Annotated in this window: 16 protein-coding genes and 3 pseudogenes; 6 read left to right on the plus strand and 13 right to left on the minus strand. The window is 59.2% G+C overall.

Features of this window, described 5'->3' with window-relative positions; all coding sequences use genetic code 11:
- Positions 1-43 precede the first annotated feature (43 nt).
- Positions 44-943, plus strand: a complete 900-nt coding sequence (locus A3AY_RS0107330) for a LysR family transcriptional regulator (protein ID WP_018325036.1) — start codon at positions 44-46, stop codon at positions 941-943.
- Positions 944-1,092: 149 nt separating this feature from the next.
- Here A3AY_RS0107330 and A3AY_RS40360 read toward each other — a convergent pair.
- Positions 1,093-1,363 (minus strand): annotated as a pseudogene (locus A3AY_RS40360) (gamma-glutamylcyclotransferase); the annotation flags it as partial.
- Positions 1,364-1,374: 11 nt separating this feature from the next.
- Entirely contained in the window at positions 1,375-1,719 is a 345-nt protein-coding gene (locus A3AY_RS40365) for a DUF1612 domain-containing protein (RefSeq protein WP_026203209.1), read from the minus strand.
- Positions 1,720-2,066: 347 nt separating this feature from the next.
- Here A3AY_RS40365 and A3AY_RS0107340 point away from each other — a divergent pair, with 347 nt between their 5' ends.
- From A3AY_RS0107340 to A3AY_RS34655, 3 genes and pseudogenes are all read left to right on the plus strand, one after another.
- Positions 2,067-2,975, plus strand: a complete 909-nt coding sequence (locus A3AY_RS0107340) for a hypothetical protein (RefSeq protein WP_026203210.1) — start codon at positions 2,067-2,069, stop codon at positions 2,973-2,975.
- A gap of 64 nt (positions 2,976-3,039) precedes the next feature.
- Positions 3,040-3,195, plus strand: a pseudogene (locus tag A3AY_RS37520) (DUF892 family protein); the annotation flags it as partial.
- Positions 3,196-3,775: 580 nt separating this feature from the next.
- Entirely contained in the window at positions 3,776-4,342 is a 567-nt protein-coding gene (locus tag A3AY_RS34655) for a YidB family protein (protein ID WP_051108317.1), read from the plus strand.
- 225 nt (positions 4,343-4,567) lie between these two features.
- Here the strand turns inward: A3AY_RS34655 and A3AY_RS0107360 are convergent, their stop codons facing one another.
- Positions 4,568-5,287, minus strand: coding sequence for a Crp/Fnr family transcriptional regulator (locus A3AY_RS0107360; protein WP_018325041.1), 720 nt, complete (start codon positions 5,285-5,287; stop codon positions 4,568-4,570).
- A gap of 87 nt (positions 5,288-5,374) precedes the next feature.
- On the opposite strand from A3AY_RS0107360, the gene A3AY_RS0107365 reads away from it, so the two are divergent.
- Positions 5,375-5,620: a DUF6894 family protein gene (locus A3AY_RS0107365; RefSeq protein ID WP_018325042.1), complete on the plus strand. Its 246-nt coding sequence runs from the start codon at positions 5,375-5,377 to the stop codon at positions 5,618-5,620.
- Positions 5,621-5,642: 22 nt separating this feature from the next.
- On the opposite strand, the gene A3AY_RS38995 is transcribed toward A3AY_RS0107365, so the two are convergent.
- From A3AY_RS38995 to A3AY_RS0107390, 5 genes are all read right to left on the minus strand, one after another.
- The gene (locus A3AY_RS38995; RefSeq protein ID WP_154663258.1) at positions 5,643-5,900 is read right to left on the minus strand and encodes a hypothetical protein; all 258 of its coding nucleotides are present in this window, start codon (positions 5,898-5,900) and stop codon (positions 5,643-5,645) included.
- A 63-nt stretch (positions 5,901-5,963) separates the two neighbouring features.
- A complete protein-coding gene (locus A3AY_RS0107375) occupies positions 5,964-8,225 on the minus strand; it encodes a glycosyltransferase family 4 protein (RefSeq protein WP_018325044.1) in 2,262 nt (753 codons plus the stop codon).
- Positions 8,222-11,464 carry a glycosyltransferase gene (locus A3AY_RS0107380; protein ID WP_026203211.1) on the minus strand — a complete coding sequence of 1,081 codons (3,243 nt, stop codon included), beginning with the start codon at positions 11,462-11,464 and terminating at the stop codon, positions 8,222-8,224. The genes A3AY_RS0107375 and A3AY_RS0107380 overlap by 4 nt, the downstream gene beginning before the upstream one ends.
- Positions 11,457-13,802 (minus strand): UDP-galactopyranose mutase, encoded by a 2,346-nt coding sequence (gene glf, locus A3AY_RS0107385; protein WP_026203212.1) that lies wholly within the window; start codon positions 13,800-13,802, stop codon positions 11,457-11,459. Before glf ends, A3AY_RS0107380 begins: the two co-directional genes overlap by 8 nt.
- A gap of 61 nt (positions 13,803-13,863) precedes the next feature.
- Complete coding sequence (locus A3AY_RS0107390) at positions 13,864-14,718, minus strand: glycosyltransferase (protein ID WP_338053385.1); 855 nt, start codon at positions 14,716-14,718, stop codon at positions 13,864-13,866.
- Positions 14,719-15,243: 525 nt separating this feature from the next.
- Here A3AY_RS0107390 and A3AY_RS37525 point away from each other — a divergent pair.
- Positions 15,244-16,293 (plus strand): annotated as a pseudogene (locus tag A3AY_RS37525) (extracellular catalytic domain type 1 short-chain-length polyhydroxyalkanoate depolymerase).
- A gap of 102 nt (positions 16,294-16,395) precedes the next feature.
- Here the strand turns inward: A3AY_RS37525 and rbsK are convergent.
- The 5 genes from rbsK to A3AY_RS0107415 are packed head-to-tail and all read right to left on the minus strand — an operon-like array spanning position 16,396 to position 20,902.
- Positions 16,396-17,325, minus strand: a complete 930-nt coding sequence (gene rbsK, locus A3AY_RS0107395; protein WP_018325048.1) for a ribokinase — start codon at positions 17,323-17,325, stop codon at positions 16,396-16,398.
- A complete protein-coding gene (locus A3AY_RS0107400) occupies positions 17,322-17,783 on the minus strand; it encodes an RbsD/FucU family protein (protein ID WP_018325049.1) in 462 nt (153 codons plus the stop codon). The genes rbsK and A3AY_RS0107400 overlap by 4 nt, the downstream gene beginning before the upstream one ends.
- A gap of 42 nt (positions 17,784-17,825) precedes the next feature.
- A complete protein-coding gene (locus tag A3AY_RS0107405; protein ID WP_018325050.1) occupies positions 17,826-18,854 on the minus strand; it encodes a LacI family DNA-binding transcriptional regulator in 1,029 nt (342 codons plus the stop codon).
- Positions 18,855-18,872: 18 nt separating this feature from the next.
- Entirely contained in the window at positions 18,873-19,784 is a 912-nt protein-coding gene (locus tag A3AY_RS0107410) for a carbohydrate ABC transporter permease (RefSeq protein ID WP_018325051.1), read from the minus strand.
- Positions 19,784-20,902, minus strand: a complete 1,119-nt coding sequence (locus A3AY_RS0107415) for a carbohydrate ABC transporter permease (protein ID WP_018325052.1) — start codon at positions 20,900-20,902, stop codon at positions 19,784-19,786. The genes A3AY_RS0107410 and A3AY_RS0107415 overlap by 1 nt, the downstream gene beginning before the upstream one ends.
- Positions 20,903-20,971 lie beyond the last annotated feature (69 nt).

Genomic DNA, 20,971 nt, shown 5'->3' on the forward strand with positions numbered 1-20,971 from the left:
GCAATATTTCTTGGGATTGAATTGCAAATTCTGAAACAATGATATGAACGACTACAAGGCCCTCCGAACCTTCCTCCTTGCTGCCGAGAAGCGGAACTTCGCCCAGGTAGCCCGCGAAATGGACATGACACCCGCAGCCGTTACGCGTGCCATCGCCGCGCTCGAGGCAGAACTCGGCGTGCAACTCTTTGTGCGCACCACGAGGCAGGTTTCCCTGACGACCGATGGCGCGATCTTTGCCGCGCAGATCCAGCCTGCGGTGAAGACGCTCGAAGACGCGCGACGCGAGGTGATGAACGCGCACAAGGCTGACGAGGGCCGTCTCCGGATCAGCGCGCCGACGTGGTTCGGCAAGGCCGTGCTGCCGCCGATCCTTTCAGGGTTCAAGGAACGATATCCGAAGATGAGCTTCGAGATCTCGCTGTCTGATGGATTGGTGAACATCGTGGACGACGACTACGATCTGGCGATCCGCATCTCATCCCAGCCGTCCGACAAGTTCACGATCTGGCGCAAGATCCGCGTCGTGCCTCGGATACTTATCGCGGCGCCCGGGAGCAGGTTCGTTGAAATGCAGCACCCGAATGAACTGACACCTGACGACTGCCTCGCCTATAGCGGTGAGAGCCGGCGCGAGAACTGGGTGCTGTCGGATGGTGGATCGAGCATGACGATTTCGGCAGGTCGAGCCTTCAGCGCCAATAGTGGCGAGGTTCTGGCGGACATGGCCGCCGACGGTGCGGGCGTTGCCATGCTTCCGGGGTTTCACATCGCCGAACACCTGCGCACCGGACGCCTGGTACAGGTCTTTAAAGGATGGGCACCCCCAGAGTTGTGGCTGACGCTTTATTATCCCCCATATCAGACCCTGCCCCCCCGGATCGCATCCTTCTCGAAGTTCTTCGAAGAGCAGGTCCCGGCGCACATGGTCATGCTGGATTGACGCTCAGTTAGGACGACAACCTGAGGCTGCTTTCTTTGCCTTGATCCGCTCGGTCCCGAGCGCCTGCAGATAACCAGAGGTTTCGGTTTCGGATCCCCTCGGCCTCAAGATCAACGATCGTTTTGAGCAGATATTGCGCGCCGATCCGCCGGTTGTTCGCTGGTTGCCCGCCAACGTTCGATCCTCAGCGAAAACGATCGGTGCCATCCATATGCGGATGCTCACCTTTGGGCTGTCGGCTTGAACTCAGGATTCCGGATAAACCAAACGCGAAGATCCAAATCGGTTCGCAACCTACCTCTCGTTCAACCCTGTCGACGAGACAGTCAAGTCCCCTCGGAGAGGTGTCCAGCCCGGTTCTGGGCCATCGTCCAGGACGTCTCGCACCGTCAGGGCAACAAGCTCTGGGGTCAACAGCATCATGGTCCCGTTCAGAAATTCGTTCTGTGTTCAATAAAAGATCGGAGCCGCGATCGCCTGGCGAGCAGTCGCGTCTCCCCGACGCGAGTGCGACGCCGATCGACGGGAACGGTTTTCGGGCCGAGATTGGTGGCCGCGAGATGGGCGCCTGACGTGACGCGGCCTAGCGCAGAATCGACGCGGCCAACAACCGGCCGAGTCAGGGTGCGTTGCTGCCGCACCGACAATTCGTTCCAGGCATCGAGGGCGACGACCGCCAGCAGCACCACCGGCAAGTCTTCGGTCTGTCGCAACACGCCCCGCCATTCGTCCAGCCGCCCGTCCTCGTCCCAGTCGAGATCGTAACCCCCACCCACGAGCTGACGAGATCATCGGATCCTTCTCTCGCGATGCCGCCGCGCCCGTGCCTTGTTGCGTTCTCGATCGCCGCCTCCGACCGGGCGAGCACAGCATCGATAGCGGCATAGTCGACACCGGGAGGAGTTTGGCCGACATCGGCATCATCATCATCATCATCGCCCTCCCCTTGCGGCTCGATCATGGCCTTGCGTTCGGCGCGCCCGCTCTCCGCCTCGTCAGAGTCGCCCGACGTGATCTCCGAAGTCTCCCGCAGCGTACGAACGCCGTCGGCGGCCGGAACAATTGTGGCAACTTTGAGTTCAATCGACATCACGAGCATGTGACTGCGAAAAGGACCGAAGCAATGACCACTCCTATCTCGACAAATCTCCCCCACGACACGGCGTACGGTGTCGCCTCTTCAGCGACCTCCGCCCTCAACAAGGTTTCATGGGGAGCGATCTTCGCTGGCGTGGCGATCGCGCTCAGCACCCAGTTCCTGCTGAACCTTCTTGGCGTCGGCATCGGTGCGGCTGTCCTTGATCCGGCGACATACGACAACCCTGAGGCCAGCACTTTCTCGATCGCGGGCGGAATGTGGTTTGTCATCGCAGGCATCATCGCATCGTTTGCCGGTGGATACGTCGCAAGCCGACTGTCCGGCCGCCCCAGCAATTCGACGGGCGGATACCAGGGGGTCACTTCATGGGCCGTCACGACACTCATCGTCCTTTATCTTCTGACCACATCCGTCGGCGCGCTCGTTGGTGGCGCATTCAGTGGTCTTTCGTCCGTCGTCAGTGGCGTCGGTTCGACGGCCGCTACGGCGGTGACGGCAGCAGCGCCAGCGATCGCCAACTCGACCAACCCGATGGGCGGGATCGAGCAGCAAATCCGTTCAACGACGGGCAACGATCCGCAGGCTCTTCAGAATGCGGCTGTGTCGGCGATGCAGGCAGTCGTGATGAGTGATGAGGCAACGGCCGAAGACGCCCGCAACCGCGCGGCCGACGCCATCGCGAAGGCGCAGAGCATTCCGGTCGATCAGGCGCGCACCCAGGTCGACCAATATGAAAAGACCTATCGTGACAACGTGGCGGCAGCCAAGCAGAAGGCGATTGATGCGGCACAGGCAGCAACCGCAGCGGTCTCTGCCGGAGCCATTCTCGGCTTCCTTGCGCTGGTGCTCGGCGCGATCGCAGCGTGGTTCGGCGGCGTCTACGGCACAAAGCGTGCGCTTGTCATCGACGTCTCCGATCGTCGCATCTCGTAACAACCGGCCGCCGGCATTGTGCCGGCGGCCCCTCCAGAAAGAATAGCCGAATCCAAAAAGCTCGATGTCACGTTACGGCACCCTTCGAACCTGGGCGCTGGAACTTGGGCTCAACGACGCCGCCGGCTTGTTGCAGACCACACTTGATGAGGAGCAGGCGACCGATCTGGCACTGACCTCGATTGCCGCATCTGTCGTCAATCAGAAGGCCGAAGGCTGACCAAAGTTCTTGGATCCACGGCCTCGCGCGGTGGATCCTCCGGTTTTTAGGAGAGTGTTATAGAAGTCATCGGCAAGCAGGTTCATGAGGAAAAGACGTGCGTGACGGTGGAATTCGTCGGCGAAGGCGGCGACTTCGTTTCGGTACACATGAAGAAGGATGACGATGGAAATCTGAACCGTCTCAACGCCGAGGAAAAGGCGAGGTCATGGTCCAGATCGCGACGTTCGATACGGACATCGAGGAACCGGACGAGACGCCAGTCGAGTTCGTGGCTGGCAGCCAGGTCGCCACCAACTCCTCCATGACGCCCAAACGTGCTCCTCACTCTGCGCTGCAGGAAAATAGAACATGCTGGCAGTCACAGGATCTGCCAACTCGCGGTCCGTGTCGATAAAGGTCACAACCCAAGCATGCGTACCAGGCTCCCAAGGTGGAGATCTACATCGATCAGCTTTTATCATCGCGAAGACGCGCCATACGCAACCCTCACCCTGATCTAAGACTGCATTCAGCGTCTCACGGAACATGCGGCTGCCGACAGAGTTAATGGCGCAGTCCACGCAAACGGGAGAATATCATGTCACGCAGCGCAATGACCGCACTTCTCAGTGTTCTCGCCGTCGCCGGATTTCAGAATCGGGACAAAATCGCCGAAATGCTGAAGGGCCTCTCTGGGAATCTCCAGCGCCGCGCAGATCCCGGCGGAGCTTCCGTGGGCGATCCGGCCACTGCCGGTCAGTCCGGCAGCACAGGAGATTGGCTGGGTGGTTCTGGGGGGCTTGGAGGTCTTGGCGATTTGCTCCGGGGCAGCGCAGGCGGCATCCTGAGCGGTGGGCTCGGTGGCCTGCTCGATCAGTTCAGCCAGACCGGCCATGGCGAGACGGCGAAGTCGTGGGTCCAGGATGGCCCAAACTCTGAAATCGATGACCGCACCTTGTCGGAGGCTCTCGGTCCCGACGTCCTCCAAGACATCGCTGCACGGACGGGTCTCTCGCGGGAAGAAATCCTGACCAGATTGTCGCGCGATCTCCCCACGGCGGTCGATGGCCTCACACCCAACGGGACGCTCCCGATCGAATTTGGCGATGAGCAGGCAGAAGAGCGGGCGACATCGGTTCCCTCGATCAAACCAACGATCGTATGATGCCCGCAGGACTACTGCGACAGTATCAAGGGCATGCTGACACGCCTTGGAAAACGATGCCGTTACCATCGGACGGCGCTGATATCTGGCAGCGCTCTTTGCGCCAACCAAGAACTGCCTTTCGCTGGCGCACAGACCGGCCGGCCGGTCTACGAGTCGTCCAGGGTCATTGCGCGGCTGTGCCCGATACTCCTCCCCGGCGCCTGGCCGGCCCGACGATAGAGGCTACCTCGGCTCGTTCACGAGGTTCAAATAAACGTCGTCAAATTCTGCGATGCTGGCGAGTTCAGGCCAATTTTGAATTGCAATCACGCGGTCCTCCCATTGAATAACTTCATCGCGGCGCAGGTTCTGAAGTGTCTTATTGAGGTGGACCAGTGAGATGCCCAAGACATCCGCAACCACTGCCTGCGACAAGGGAAAGTGGAAGCTGCTCCCTTTGACCTTTCCTACGACTTTTAGCCGTGTGAACAGCTCGCAAATCAGATGCGCTAAATGAGATTTTTTGCTTCGTCCTCCCATCGCGGTGATCCACTCGCGATGAATCGCTCCGTCTATTACCGTCGACAACCATAGCATCCGAGCCAGGTGCGGTTGCGTCTCGGTCACGAGCTTAAGGTCTTTGTGGTCCGCTATCGCAGTTTGGCATCGCGACAGAGCAAGCACGCCGTGATCCATCGTCTTCAACATGAAGGCGTGGAGATCAACGAAATCTCCAGCGACATGCAGAGCTGTTATCTGACGCGTCCCATCTTCCATCACGCGATAACGGGCTGCAATCCCATCGACAAGCAAGGTGGATGTCATAGGGCGTGATCCTTCGGCCACAATGTCCTCCCCTAACCCAACGTATCGCTCATTTCCGATGACCCGTTGCAATTGGGCGATTTCATCTGGGTCCAGAATGTCGCGTGCGCTGAGATTTCTAATAAGAGATTCAATCATTGCCTGACCTTAAGAGCTATCCGGTAAGCGAAAGGAAAGGAACAAACCGGCCGCCTGCTCATTTGCGTTCAAACGGAGAACGTCCTCATGGAGCGCTATTTCTTTGATGTCGAAAACGGCGACGGTTTCATGCGTGACGAACTAGGTAGGGAGTTAGAGCTCAACCTCGAAATTGCCAATGAGATCGCGAAAATAGTAATGGACATCGCCGGCGATGAACTGAACGGCAGTGATAATGTTCGGATTCAAATTTTCGTCCGAGGCGAAAACGACAGGCCGATCGCTGTCTCCCTTTTGACGTTCACGACCCACTGGGCGCCACAAACACCGTGAAGCCAGGGGAGGCGCTTTACGTTCAACATCGAATTTCAAACGGATTGTAATGCTTCGACGGCGTGCCAAAGTTGTCCGAGAAGGTATGGGCTGTTTTGAAAGGAGCAAGCAAATCGCTCAGACAATCATCGAAAGCGAGGAGGAGAAGCGGCGTCGCAACACGCGGACGCTCAAGGCTGTTCGCTGGGCGACCACAACGAGCCGTCAAATTGACACCTAATATTTGCGAAAGTGAGGCGGACATGGCTAACACCGACTTTGCGATAAGCAGTTTGTTCACGGAGTTCCCTTCCGGATCGAAGTTCCATCCGGCGCGGCTGCGCGGGAAAAACTAATGAACTCGCTACGTTAGCGGAGCAACCAAATCGCCGCCATCAAACCTACGAAGTGCATTTGCCAATGGTTGGTACTCGGTACGCCCCTTGTCCGAGACGCCATCAGACAGAAGTCCGTTTTCGCAAGGCCGGCCGTCGTCCCACCCGGTGTGACTAACGATAGGGTAAAGACATAGACCCTCAAGGGGGACGCCCGCCCGCATCGCAGCCTTGGCTTCCTCGGTCACGTAGTTAAACCAGGCGGGTCGTCTGTCAGCTTCGATGCCCGTTTCTGCGATAAGAATTGGCTTGCCGTATCGAGCGTAGGTTTCAATCAAGAGATGGCGCAGTGGTTTGTAGCAAGGGTGCCCGATATCGATCGGCCGCCCGCCGTGGATCCACTGATTGTTGAAATAGTAGTTGACGCCTATGACATCGAGATAGGCCTCCGCGCCTCCGATTTGGGGCCACATCCGACCAGCAAGTAGGTCCCATGCTTGGAACTGTGACTGTCTATGCCCCTCCGCCAACCTGGCCACCCAAGGCCGCGAGGAATCGGTGACAACATTGATGATCGGTTCGCAATGGATAAAGCGGGCGCGCCGATCGACGGCCCGAATCGCGTCCATCGCAGCAATGGCCGCCCTTGCAAGCTGGACCTTCAGTTCGAATCCCCTCCCGCGGGTAAACGGGTTCAGATAGCCCGCGTCACCACCCCCCCAGGAAAAGAACGAAATCTCGTTGACGGGGCAATAAAAGGGAATTGAATCGCTTTCCGCGCGGACAACCTTCGCACAGGCTCCCGCAAAGCGGGCGAAACGATCGGGAAATTCGGGCGACCAGATATCGATATCGTCCGGCCAGCCGTAATGGAAAAGATCCCAAATAACCTGCGTCCCGGTGGATGCGGATGCCTGGAGCATCGGGAGGATGCTTGACCAGTCGAATTCCCCTTTCCTTTCGATCAGATGCCATCGAAACCCATCCCGAACGGTGCGGATGCCGTAAGTGGCGAGTTGTCGATAATCCTGCGCGGCATACGCGTCGTGGCCGACGGCGCGGATCATATCAAGCCGCCGCCCCTGCGGTTCTTCCCCTCTCGGCCGCAGGCGATGGGTGGAGCATTCGAACCCGCCCTGCAGGAAAGAGCGGAACAGACCGGTTGGCCCGGCGGCCTTGCGCTCAGCAAGAACATCGCCAATCAGTTTTTGCCACTGTGGCACCACGACCTCGGCCGAATATTGCGCGCGAACCTTCCTACGTAACGCCGTGCCCAGGGCATGCCTCTTTTCCGGTGTAGCAATGAGATCGCCCATCTGGGCCGCGACAGCCACTGGATCATTATAAGGAACAAAGACACCCGATATACCGTCCTCAATTTGCTGATGGGCGCCGTTGTCCGGTGTCGCAATCACCGGCAAGCCCGCCGCTCCCGCCTCTGCGATGACATGAGGCATGCCCTCGCCACGGGACAACCAAACGAAGATATCGAAAGCGGAGAGCAGGTCGGGAACGTCCTTGCGATCGCCAAGAAACCGCAATACTCCGCCGAGCCCCCGCGACGCCGCGAGCGACTTCAAGCGCGTGGCATAATCGGGAAGAAAGGCGTCCGCTCCGCCCACCACGACGAAACGCGCGGCTTTGCCTTGCGCGTGTATCAAGGCAGCCGCTTCGATGAAATCCTCCACGTTCTTCTTCGGATCCAGCCGTCCGACCCACCCGATCAAAACCTCATCGGTCCCGACGCCAAGGGCAGCCCGCACCAGGCGACGCCTTGACGGATCGAACTCCGAAAAATCGACCATTGACGGTATCTCCAGCGCGTGAGGCGACCGTCCCGGCATTCGAGCGGCGGCCGCATCGCGGATCGAGCGGCATACCCCGACATATCGGCTGGTAAAGTGCTTGGGCCCTGCCTGGGCTTCCGAAACCAATCCTCCGTGTTCGATGAGTGGCGGGCGAAGATGAAGGCGTTCCAGGGCCGGGTAGATATCGGCGACGTTCTGACAGGAAACAACCACGTCATAGCCCGTGATCTTTCCGGCGAGATAGGCGACGGTGTCTTCAAACGAAAGTTCGTAGGGCGCGGTATCGACATCCACCCCAAGGGCGCGAAGTTGCTCATGGCTTTGCTCGGGCATGCCCGGCTTGCGAAAACAAGCAACAACGTCGATCCGGTAGCGGCGGCGGTCCATGTTGGCCGCAAGAAGGCGAACTTCCGTTTCTTCGCCCCCAACGACCAGCCATGCGAAAACAAAAAGCACGCGAATGAGTTCATGTTGAGCAATCATGGATCGACCTTGAACACGATTTGCAGGAAGTCCGGACGATTTTCGATCAGGTCGCGCAGGAACCCTGGTCCCTCATCGATGGGAATAACGTGGGTCACGACGTGCTCCCGGATGGCTGCGCCGTCACGCTTCAAGAGTTCAAGCGTTTCAAGAGCGAGCCGGCGCCGATCCCAAAGCGTGGCCAGCCCCCGAGGCACGCGGTTGATCTGCGCGCAGCGGATGTTGAGGCCGTTGTGATGAAACTCCTCGCCGAGCCGCAACGCCTGGGCACCATCTTGGTAGAAGGCAAGATCGATAACCGTGCCCTGCGGCCGCAGCGCTTTTAACGCCGTGTGAAGGCTTCCGGCACCGGCGCGCGTTTGAAAGACAAGATCCGCGCCTCGGCCCATTGCAGCGTCATGCCAACGTGCCTTGGCATGCTGCCATGCCTGATCTTCTGTCATGGCAGTCAGCCCCATGGCCTCGGCCTTTCCTCGCCGGAAATCGGACGGATCGGTAATCACGACGTCGGATGCGCCGAGCTTGCGAGCAAAGAGCGCGGTGAGCAGACCGACGGTCCCTGCTCCGATGACAATGACCGGCCGCCCCGCGATACCCGCGCCGAGACACGGCACCCCGGCCCCAAATGCTTCGGCGTCGGCGTGTAGAATCCCGTTGGCGGCGATTGGGCCCATCTGGGCGACGAAAATGCCAAGCAACGGGTCGACTTCAGAGGGCATTGGCACGAGCAGGTCGTGGTATGGATCAGCCGTATGGCCTGTCTTATGCGCATAGGTGGTGGCGAGCACCTGCCCGTCACAAAAGCCGCCGGCCCGCGACTCCGCGACACGCGCGACCTCCATGTACCCCAGGAAGGCCACCGGATAATGCAGGTCGGCCTCGTTATCGATGAAGACTCCCCGCCCCCCATCGAAGCGCGAACGGAAGTAAGGATTGGTGTTCTTCAGGAACGTCAGTTCTGTGCCAGCGGAAAAACCGGTATAGAGCGTATCGAGCCGTACATGGCCCTCCGGCGGCGGGCCTTCCTCATATTCGAAGAAATAGGCCTGGCCCGGCGCTTCGATCCCAAGCGAACGTATCTTGCGATGACCGGGGGGTGTCTCAGGCTGCATTTCGGAATGCGGCTGAACTTGGAGCGGTGACAGCCGACGTTTGGCAATGTCAGGCAGTTCCAGATGCACCGGTTCTCCCGTACGCGCGGACGATACGACCGCGTGGGCCAGTCGATGCGTCACCAAAGCATCGGAGTATGGGCAACGAATGCGGTTTTCGGCCCCCCGGACCGCATCGATAAAATCCCTGTCCTCGCGCCAGACGGGATCGCCTTCGGCGCCGCGCGTCGGTCGCCCTCGCCCAACATCAATCATGATGTCGCGATCGGTGAGCTCGATAGCAAGTTTGTCGGCGAAGATATGGAGGCCGACGCGGTGGCTCCAATTCAGAAGGCATGTGGACGAGATGTTGGCAACCGCGCCCGATTGGAAGGTGAGGTTCGCCGTCGTCACCGTGGGGACATCCAAGCCCGGAAAATCCGGTCGATCCTTGTGTCCGGCGCGGCCATAAACCTCTGTGACCTCACCGATCAGAAAACGCGCCAGATCAAGCAGGTGCGTTCCCTGTTCGACCATCTGGCCGCCCGACGTTTCTTCCTTCCACCACCACTGTGGCGGTGGCGTCGAGTCCAGCCAATAACCGGAGAGAAGCTGTGCGGGATTGTTCGCCAATAATTCCCGGGCCTCGTCGACCGTGTCGAGATATCGCCAGTGATAGCCAACCGCCGTGATGATGTTCTTTCTGGCGATTTCCGCGGCGAGGTCTTCGGCAACGGCAAGGTCGAGCGATACCGGCTTCTCCACGAAGAACGGAATGCCCCGCTCGATCAAGTCAAACTCCGGTGATCCGTGCGCAAACGGCGGAATGCAGACATAAACGGCATCCAACGCCTCCGAATTCAACATTTCCCTGTGGCTAGGGAAAGACCGTGCCCCGAACCGCATTGCGGCTTCGTCGGCACGACCCAGATCGGGGTCGGCAAAGGCCACGAGATCAACATCCTCGAAGCTCGCCAGGATATCCAGATGACGGCGGGCGATGCCCCCAACGCCGATAAAGCCGAGACGTGACTTGCGCATAGGTCTGTCCTCTTGGGTGGGATCTGTGCGGGGGGCGAAATACCGCTGATAGATGGTTGACGTTTGCGCAGCCATGCGAACGGCCGCGAACTCTTGACGGAACCGCCTCAGCCCCGTCGCACCCGCGGCGGCGCGCCCTTCCGGGTCGGCCAATGCACTTCCGATGACGCTTGCCAATTCGGACGGGTCGTTGGGCTCGGCGAAGTATGTATGCGTCTCGCCCAGCGCCTCGATCGTTCCCCCGATCCGCGTCGCCACCACCGGGACGCCAAGCGACATCGCCTCGAGGACAACCAGCGGCAACCCTTCGAACCGTGACGGAAGGACAAAAAGGTCGGCGATCGACATGATGTCGGCCACATCCGATCGATGACCGAGGAACCGAACGGCGTCTTTCAGGCTCAGCTCGGTCGCGAGCGCGTCGACATTCGCCCGCTCCTCACCGCATCCGACAAGCAGCAGAACCGCGCGAGGGTCCCTGCGGAGAACCTCTGGCATTGCTCGAATGAGCGTGGCGTGGTCTTTCTGAACAGAAAAGCGAGCGACCGTCACAATGACCGCCCGCCCCATCACTTCAAGTTCCGCCTTCATGTGCTCCGGAGGAAGGACCGGCTCGAGAGGAAATATGCCGTTGCGCACCACAGTCATTTGGGAGGAAGCGACCTGATGCGCGGCGAAGCTCGCGAGCGAAGCCTCGGAGACGACAATACGATGGGAAAGCCCGGCAATTGCCCGCGCATATTCATCCTGCTGGCCGGGATCGGTGAGCAGATAGGGGAGATGTTCCGTTCGGATGACCGGGATGCCGTGGCTGATGCCCTCCTGAGCGAGGTCGTGCCCTTCCCAGCCGATGCCTGCGTGGACATGCAGCAGGTCAACGCCGGACTTCGCCAGCCAATCGCCAAAATCTTCGTGGCGTTCGATCGACTTGATCGCCAGACCATGCCGAGCCGCCCCAAAGAGCTGGCTCGCGCCACTCTGCGCGACGAGTGCCAGGGTGACGTCGTAGGACCCTTGCAACGCTCGGCCCAACGCAAGCATATGCACCCCCACCCCCGAGGGGTCGAGACTATCGGTGGCCAAAACGATGCGAGTTCGATCAGCCATATACGCCGCCGATAATCGGGTCGGTCACACCATGGCGCAGGCGCAGCCTCTTATAGGTCGCGAGCGCCTGACCAATCACTTGGTCCATATTGTAGTACTTGTACGTTCCAAGGCGACCGACAAAGGTCACCTGGTCGAGCTGCCGAGCCAAAGCTTCATATTGCTTGTAGAGAATCTGATTTTCCGGTCGCGGGATCGGATAGTAGGGATCGCCGTCGGGGCGGGAAAACTCGTAACTGATGCTCGTCTTGGCGTGAACCTGGCCAGTCAGATGTTTGTATTCGGTAACGCGGGTATACGGAACGTCTTCTGAGGGATAGTTGACGACGCCAACCGGAAGGAACCGCCTGACATCGTGGGTCTCGTGGACAAATTCGAGGCTGCGATAGGGAAGTTGCCCGAACCGATAATTGTAGTATTCGTCGATCGGCCCTGTGAAGATTGTGTGGGGCGCAAGCCCTTGCCCGCGGATGTCGGCGTAGTCGGTTCCGAGCATCACGGTGATATTGTCGTGATCCAGCATCCGCTCGAACATTGGCGTGTAGCCGTGGAGCGGCATCACCTGAAATCTGTCCAGGAAGTAGCGATCGTCGATATTCGTGCGCGTCGGCACACGCGCCGTCACCGACTTATCGAGATCCGCCGGATCAAGGCCCCACTGTTTGCGGGTGTAGCCCTCGAAGAACACGCGATACAGCTCCGTTCCGACCTGCGAGACCACGACATCCCGGGAGGTGCGAATGGGATGGCATGGCTCGGCGCGGTCGCCCAAAAACCTCTCCGCCGCAGCGTCATCGCTCAGATCGAGCCCATAGAGCCTGTTCAATGTGGTGCGATTGATCGGTATCGGCAGGCGTTGATCGCCAACCTGTGCCAGGACCCGATGTTCATAGGGCCTCCAGGCTGTAAACCGGGAAAGGTAGTCGAATATCTCCTCACTATTGGTGTGGAAGATATGGGGGCCATAACGATGTACGAGAATTCCGTCGTCATTGTAGTAATCATGCGCGTTGCCTCCGACATGCGAGCGACGGTCGCAAATGAGGACACGCTTGCCGGCATCGGCGGCCAGTCTTTCTGTGAGGACAGACCCCGCGAATCCCGCGCCAACGATGACATAGTCGTACGCTGAACCGCCCTTTTTTACCCGGAATTTCCGCGGCGGCGCGGCGGCGCGGTTTTTCCTATCGAGCGCCTCTTCGACCAACAGCTTCATGCTGTGGAATGTGTCGTCCCAGGAAGACAGGGCAAGCAAGGCATCCACGTCTTTCAACCACGCGCTGCTCGACGATTTCATCTCCAGCGCCGCCTCGCACGCCTCGACGAAGCCTTTCGCGTCGTCGGCGATGAAAACGCCGGGAACGCTCCCGTAAGACCGGTCGACATCGAATATTCTCGTGCTGATGACGGGACGGCCGGCGGCGAGATATTCCGGGGTTTTCGTGGGGCTAATATATTGCGTTGCTTCGTTGAGCGCGAACGGCATTAATGCTGCGTCCCAACTGGAGAGATAGGCCGGCAAGTCGGAATAGGCCTTTTGCCCGAGGTAGTGAATATTGTTCGCTCGCGGCAATTCATCCGGCGAAATCTTTATCACCGGCCCCAAGAACACGAATGCCAGGTTGGGCTTCAGCGCGGCGACCGAACGAATAAGATCAAGGTCCAGTCGTTCATCGATCACCCCACAGAAACCCAATTTCGGTCCCGGTATCGTGGCCTGGTCTGCTGGCTCCGAAAGGCCAGATCTTGCTGCGCGAAAATGCGGTGCGTCCACGCTGGATGGGAACGGATGTATGTTGTCGTGGTAGCGCTTCTTTGCCTCGTAGAGGCTGTAGCCTCCGGTAAAGACCGCGTCGGCGCGGGCGATGAGCGCGCTTTCTAACTCTTTTATCCGGGGCGGCGCGAACTTGAAATTCGCCAACTCATCCATGCAGTCATAGATCACGGCGGACGCGTCAACGTGGCGCGCAAAAGAGAACATCATCGGCGTGTAGAACCACAGGACTGGCTGCCTGATGCCCATAAGTTGAATCACGTCGTCAAGGAGTGAACGGAGAGCAGCCTCACGATCCTCCTCGGTCCAGCAATGGGGAATGCGGGGTCGGATGGATTTTACGCGCGTGCCTTCGAACGGGTGGATCTCCAGATAGGCAAGATGGTGATCCGTGGGTATGAATTCTTCGAAGAAGAGGACTTGCCTCTCCGCTGAAAAGCGCCGCATGAGGTGCTGCGGTCTTTGAAGCACGAAATCCCACCGTAGGTGAGAAAAGCAGATCAGGGGCCGATCTCCGAAGCTTGGCGCTTCAGGCACTCGAGAGAAAACATTCAGGAGATTCATTTACAGCGCTCTCGTTGATGACGCGAGAGAACTAAGGGATAAAGAGAATGTTCCGCCTATATTAGAACTTTCGCCCTGCGGATGACTCGATCAGCCGCTGAAGTTTGCGGACAGAGTGCTGCCAAGTCCAATTCTGTAAAACAACTTGTCGTGGCTCGAATTCAAACTCGCGAGCAAGCATCTCGATAATTCCGTTGTGAAATTGATCCGCTGTGCTGGTCTGGCCAGTCTTTGGGGTAATGTATTGCAGGCCGCAAGCCAGAGCGTTATTCGCGAGAACCGGAATGCCTGCCAACATATATTCGGTCAGGATGGCTGGCGCCCCATCTTCCACACCGCAGACCACGCCCATCCTTGCGCAATTCATCAACCGGTTGATCTCCGTGAAGGGGACTCCAGGTGGACCTATAAAGTCTACATTGATACCCAGCGCCGCGGCATGGTTGCGCAGATCTCCCATCATCTCGCCATAGCCGGAGACACAAAGCGTGCGAAAAGACTTAGGTAGTTTCGCAAGGGCTTGGAACAATATGTCGTGGCGTTTGTACGGTTGAGCTGCCGCGACGTATATCAGATCGTAAATCTTTTCGATTTCAATTGGATAGAATGTCGTCTCCGACGCGAATTCCGGCCCGATTGGAAGGACTGCCACGCGCATCTCCGGATGACGCTCCCACACCGCCTCCGACTGCCATTCCGCTCCAGTAAGCACAAGATTGAAATGCCGGCTAACCTCCGGGGGAATCCGAAGTGCCGGGGCGTCAATGGAATTGTAGATTTTGAAGCTCTGCCGACAGGCCAGCAAAATTTCTTCACTGACTCCAAGTCCCCAAACGCACAGAATTGCCGGTGGTCCGAATGCTTTTATATGTCCAAGCATGTCATTAGACGAAAACGGCGCCTCAGCTCCGTTCAAGCGGAATGCCCGCCGCCTCAGATGAGGACTTCCACAAGTCCAGTCTCGCGGAGGTGAAGCGCCTCGCCAATGCGTCCAGATTTCGGCACCGGTGACCAGGCCGGCTCGAAGACATGCAAGAGGCAGTCTCTCGATATATCCACCCTCAACCTCGACAGGCTGCGACGAATGTTGAGATTCGGGTGCCGCTCCCCGCGTCCCAGAACTCCACTCCTGCGTCAACTGAGCGACGGTGGGCATGGGCGCGCTTTCCCATTCTCCGTCCTGAAAGTCGCTAACAACTACGATTCGATTGGCTTTCATTGCCAAAGTCCATTTGAGAGGACGTTCTCCAATATGTTTCTAGCGGAGATGTAGAAACGCCCGTAAATCGAAAAAGATGCAGGGCATTCAAAGCTGTGCCGCTTATCGGGCCGCCGTTCCTGGGGCGATCCTAATTTTGTGCAGTGCAGTAACGATATCATCGTTCGCGAGGTATAACCCGCCGCGCCATCCCGGTGGTGCGCAACGCCGGAGGCAAAATTCATGAGATCCCTGTCTGGCACCCTGCAGCGGCTGGCAAAGCTGCGCACTCCATCCACCAAGGCTCCCATAGTTTCGCCTCTGACGCCGCTGGAACCGCGCGGCTCCAATCCGGCGCTCTGTCTGGGTGGGACGTTCCCGCGCAGTTGCCGGACAGCCCCGCGCTCGTCGCCATGCTGCACGGCTGCACGCAGACGGCCGCCGGGTATGACCTTGGGTCGGGATGGTCGAAACGGGCCGACGAATATGGGTTTTGTCGTCCTCTACCCGGAACACGTCCAAGCGAACAACGCCGATCGCTGCTCCAACTGGTTCAATCCCGATGACATCAAACGAGGTCACGGTGAAGCCCTTTCGATCCGGCAAATGATCGCCGCGATGGTACCGGCCCATAGCATCGAAGAGAAGCGCATCTATGTGACCGGACTTTCCGCGGGAGGGGCCATGGCGAACGGGATGCTGGCCACCCACCCAGAGGTCTTCGCAGGCGGCGCCTGGACTTCCCCACGCGGTATGCCCGAAGCGTTTGACCGGATGCGCGCGGCCATGGGGCTTCCGACTACGAGGTCGTGCAGGCAACGGCCGAAATCTTCCGGCCATAGGGGAGCATGGCCGACGATTTCTGTCTGGCAAGGCTTTAGCGACAATTGGCGAATGCGAATGCGATCATCGAACAATGGCGCGGCGTCCACGGCATTTCAAGTCTGCCGACGACATCGGGAAAAGTCGGCGGGCATGTGCGCAAGGTCTGGCGCGACCACTCCGGCCGCGACGCCATAGAATTCTACCAAATCCAAGGAAGTGGCGCATGGCACCACCCCGCTGGACGTTGACTGGGGCTTGGCCGGTGTGGACCCTTCATGCTCGATGTAGGCATCTCCTCGACCGTCGAGATCGCCCGGTCGTGGGGGCTTGTGGCACCCTTTATGCGTCGAGAGCAGGCAGATGAGCATCCGCAACCCCGGAGCCCTGGCAGCCGCACTGGAGCAGGACGGTCACAATGTAAAAGCCGTTATCGAGAACGCGCTGCCATCAGCGAGACTGATGCGTTAATCGCGCGGGGCGGTGGATGCATTTCGTGCAAATGCCATCGGCCCTTCTCTCGCTCCGCACATCCAACAGCCGGTTGATCTAGATTTCCCTTGCGATGTTCAATCATGATGAGCCCAGCAAGGCGTTGATGTCGGCGCGCGACGGCATGGCGGGGGCCGTGCCCGGCCGTGTCACGGCAATCGCGGCGGTTGCGCAACCAAAGCGGACCGCCTCGACCGGCGCATATCCTTCGGAAATCGCCGTCGCGAAGGCACCAAGGAAGGCATCCCCGGCTCCGGTTGTGTCGATGACATCGCCCGCCGAAAACGCGGGTACGAATTCGCTCTGCCCGGTCGTGTGATAGAAGGCGCCGCGTGCGCCGAGCGTGATGATCACCGCTTGCGCCCCTCGATCAAGCAAGGCGCAGGCCGCCGCACGTGCCTGTTCATCGGTTTCGATCGGGTGGCCCACCAATTCCGCTGCTTCGACTTCATTCGGGACGATGAAATCGCACAAGCCGTAGATGCTGTCCGGAATGGCGCCGGCAGGCGCGGGATTGAAGATCGTCGTGGCTCCTGCTTTTTTCGCCATCGATAGGCCATGTATGGCCGCTTCGAGCGGCTGTTCGAGTTGGGTCATGAAAATGGCAGCGTTTTCGATCTCCGTCCGGTTCGCGTCGACATCGTCGATGCCGATAAGGCCTGCGGCACCCGGTGCGACGATGATGGCATTGTCGCCGCTTACTTCGTCGACGAAGATGAAGGCCGCGCCCGTGGATACGCCTTCCATCTTCATCACATTGGCTTTGACGCCCGCCGCCGCATAGGCCGCAAGCGCCATCTCGCCGAACGGGTCGTTGCCGACCCTTGAGATAAAAGTCACCTTGCCGCCGGCTTTTGCCGCGGCAATTGCCTGGTTGGAGCCCTTGCCTCCCGGCCCAAGCGTAAAACCCGACCCCATCAGCGTCTCGGCAATATGGGGCAGGCGCTTGGCCTTGTAGGCGGTGTCGGCGGCAAAAATGCCCAAAATGACGATCCCGCTTTTCCCGCTCATCTAACGGCCTCCGCCGCCGGAATGACACCCTTGGTCAGAAGGAAACATCCGTAGAACCGCAGTTCCCCGGTTGCGATCACACAATAGGCCTTGCTGGCGATATCATAGAACGCCATCCGTTCGACGGGATACATCGGCGATGGCTTGCCTTCGACACGGTCAACAATGGCCTGGACTTCCTGTTGAATCGCCGGAATTTCATCGGGCTTGCCGATCACTTCCATGCGGCCCACCGAAGGCTGGATCGGTGTGTCCAGAGGGAAGACGGAAAGGACTGCGTCTATCGCCTGTGGCGCGGGGATATTTTCCATAGTCAGCAGCTTACCCAGACGCGTCTGGCGGGCGATCGAATCCGACGGAAAGTTCATGTCGGAAATGACGAGATAGTCGCCGTGTCCCATGTTGCAAAGTGCTTGAAGAATGTCGCCGTTGAGTTCGGCCCTAATTCCCTTGAGCATTGATCTTTCCATCCCTTCCTTGGCCGCAGTGCCGGCCTTGCTTCAGTTTTTATGCCCAGCGACATCCGCCTTAGGTTGCGCGGGCGGGCCGCTCGACCCCCGTACGATCAACGACCCGTCAACCATCTCGTCTCCCCTGCCCGATGGTTCCTCAAGGAGAAGGCCGACCGCGCGCCGTGCCAGCGTGTCGGCCGGCTGGCGTATGGTCGTCAGCCGAGGCACGACGAGATTGGCGAGCAAAATGTCGTCGAAACCCGTCACTGACAGCTTGCGCGGCACGTCGATCTTGAGGTCGCGCGCAGCGCGCAGCGCACCGATGGCCTGCTGGTCGCTGGCAGCTGCAACCGCCGTGGGCCGGTCCTGCGGCGGACGCGAAAGCAGGTCACGGGCAATTGTTTCACCGGACTCGTAGTCGAATCTGCCGTAGGCAATTTCGAGTTCAACGGGTTCGCCGGTCTTGCCGAACCGGTCGATTTGGCTGACGAAGCCCTCCTCGCGCATGCGACCGGCCTCAGTGTCGAGCGGCCCGGCGATATAGGCGATATGGCGGTGCCCCAGCCCATAGAGATGATCCGCAATCAGCGCGGCCGCTTGCGCATGGTTGGTCGACACCAGGGGAAAGGTGCCGAAGCGCCGGTCCAGGGATATGATCGGAACCGCTGCCTCGAGGTGGAGCCCCGAACCGTCGCTCGAAGCCACCACGATGATGCCGCGCACCGACCGGTCAAGAAATGCAGAAACGAGGCTCTGCTCGGCCGCGCGATCGTTATGCGAGCTCGCCAGCATGAGGCTATGCCCGCATTCGAGCGCCGCACGCTCAACGCTTGCGGCCAGTTGCGCGAAGAAAGGATTGGTGATGTCGGGAACGACGAGGCCGATGACATCGGTTCTGCTGGTGCGCAGCGCTCTCGCGGTCACGTTCGGACGAAAACCGAGCGCAGAAATGGCGCCGTTGACCTTTTCGCGCAGCATAGGTTTGACTGCGGTTTCGCCCGACAGCACGCGCGAAACGGTGCCCACGGACACGCCCGCATATTCGGCTACATCCTTGACTGTGGGCATCTTTGACATTTTCGAACGTCCCGCAGTTTACTTTACTGCTCCTGCGGTCATCCCGGCGATGATGTGCTTTTCCAGCACGACGCCAACGATGACCAGTGGAAGGATGCCGGCGGTGGAAAGGGCGGCCATCGACCACCAGTTGATGCCCTGGCTGCCCGTCTGGCTGGCGATCATTACCGGCAGGGTGTTGGTATTGGTGGAGGTCAACAGTGCGGCGAAGAAATATTCGTTCCAGCACAGGATCAGCGCCAGGAGGAAGGCGGCAACCATGCCCGGAAGAACGAGCGGCACGATAATGCGGGCAAACGCGCCCCAGACAGACAGCCCATCGACGAGCGCGGCCTCTTCGAGTTCTACTGGCACCGTGGCGAACTGGTCGCGCATGATCCAGACGACGATCGGCAAGACCATCAGCGTGTAGACGGCGATCATGCCCACATAAGTGTCCAGCAGCGCCAACTCCTTGTAGAGAACCAGGAACGGCAGGGCGAGGACGACGGGGGGCATAATGAGCTGCGACAAGAAGAAGAACGAAATGTCGGAGTTGCGCATATGACCGAACTTATAAGAAAAGCGGCTGAGGCCATAGGCCGCGAGCGATCCGAGCACGACCGCAAGGGCGGACGCCGTGACCGAGATGATGACGCTGTTCCAGAGCCTGCGCATGAACTCGTCGCGCACCGTCGATATCTGGAAAATCGTATCCGGGGAAAGCCCGAGCGAGCGCCAGCCAAGCCAGCTGGGCGAAAAGTTGAACCAGGGGATCAGATTGCCCCGCATGACGTCGGCGGCAGTCTTGAACGAGGTCGAGACCGTCCAGAACAGCGGGAAGACGCATACGAATGCCCATATGACGAGCAGGCCGTAGACGGCGAAACGCATGGCCCACCAGCGAATGCGTTGGCCACGCGCGTATTTTTCGAAATCGATCCGAACCATCAGAGCCTTCCTGTCATACGCTTCACAATGCGGTCGGAAAACTTCATCAGCACCGTCATGCCGAAGACGATGATCACCAGATAGACGAGTGCGAGAAGGGTACCGTATCCGACATTCGAACGGTCGCGGTATTCGCGATAAATGAAACTGGTGACGGAATCGGTCGCCCCGCCGGGACCTCCTGATGTTACCGTGATGATGATATCGGCGAGCTTGAGCTTGAAGATGATGCGGATCATCACAGCCGTTACCGAAACCGGCAGCATGAGCGGGAAAATGACCTTCCAAAAGCGTTGCCACTTGGTCGCACCATCGACTTCGGCCGCCTCCAGCACCTCCCGCGACAAGGCCTGCAACCCGGCGAGCAGCATGATCATCATGAAGGGAATGAAGGTCCAGGCGTCCATGATCATGATCGAAAGCCGCGCTGTCAGCGGGTCGCCGAAGAAGGATGGATTTTCCCATCCGAGCCAGCGGGCAAGTCGTGCGACCGGGCCGAAACGGGTCTCCATCATCGACTTGCCCACCATCCAACTTACCGCGACCGGCGACAGCATCAAGGGCACCAGGAAGGTTACGCGCCAGAACTTGCGTGCGATGATTTCCTGGTTGAGGAGCAAGGCCAAACCGAACGCGATCGCATATTCGACCGCAATCGCCAGGCAATAAAGGATCATATTGAGCAAGGCGTTGGTATAGAACGGATCCGCGATCATCCGGCGCACATTGTCGAGCCCGTTGAAGCGGCGCCCGGTTGAAGAGGCGAGATTCCAATCAGAAAAGCCGATCCAGAGCGCAAAGATCAGCGGGAAGACGACCATCGACACTACGAAAAGCGCTGCCGGCAGAACAAAAAGCGCCTTCTTGCCTGCCTCGCCGTAAATGACGACGCGAGTGACGCAGAGAACGGCGGCCCAGAGAAAATAGGCGTAGAGTACCGGGCGCCAGTTAACGAATCCCCAATCGGTCCACCCCAACTCATGGGCACCCTGTAAGAGAAACGATGCTACGAACCATATGGCGCTCAGCCACAGAACCGTGCGGCCCCAGAAGCGACGATTCGCGGAAATGGCGCCGGCTTCGACCGTGTGGAGCAGGTCGCCTTCGACTGTCGACATGATATTCCTCGCCCGAACAGAATGGGCGCTGGCGAAATCGCTTTTGATCCGCCAGCGCGTCTAGTCAAT

It is taken from the genome of Rhizobium giardinii bv. giardinii H152, from assembly GCF_000379605.1.
In the GTDB taxonomy this organism is placed as follows: Bacteria; Pseudomonadota; Alphaproteobacteria; order Rhizobiales; family Rhizobiaceae; genus Pararhizobium; species Pararhizobium giardinii.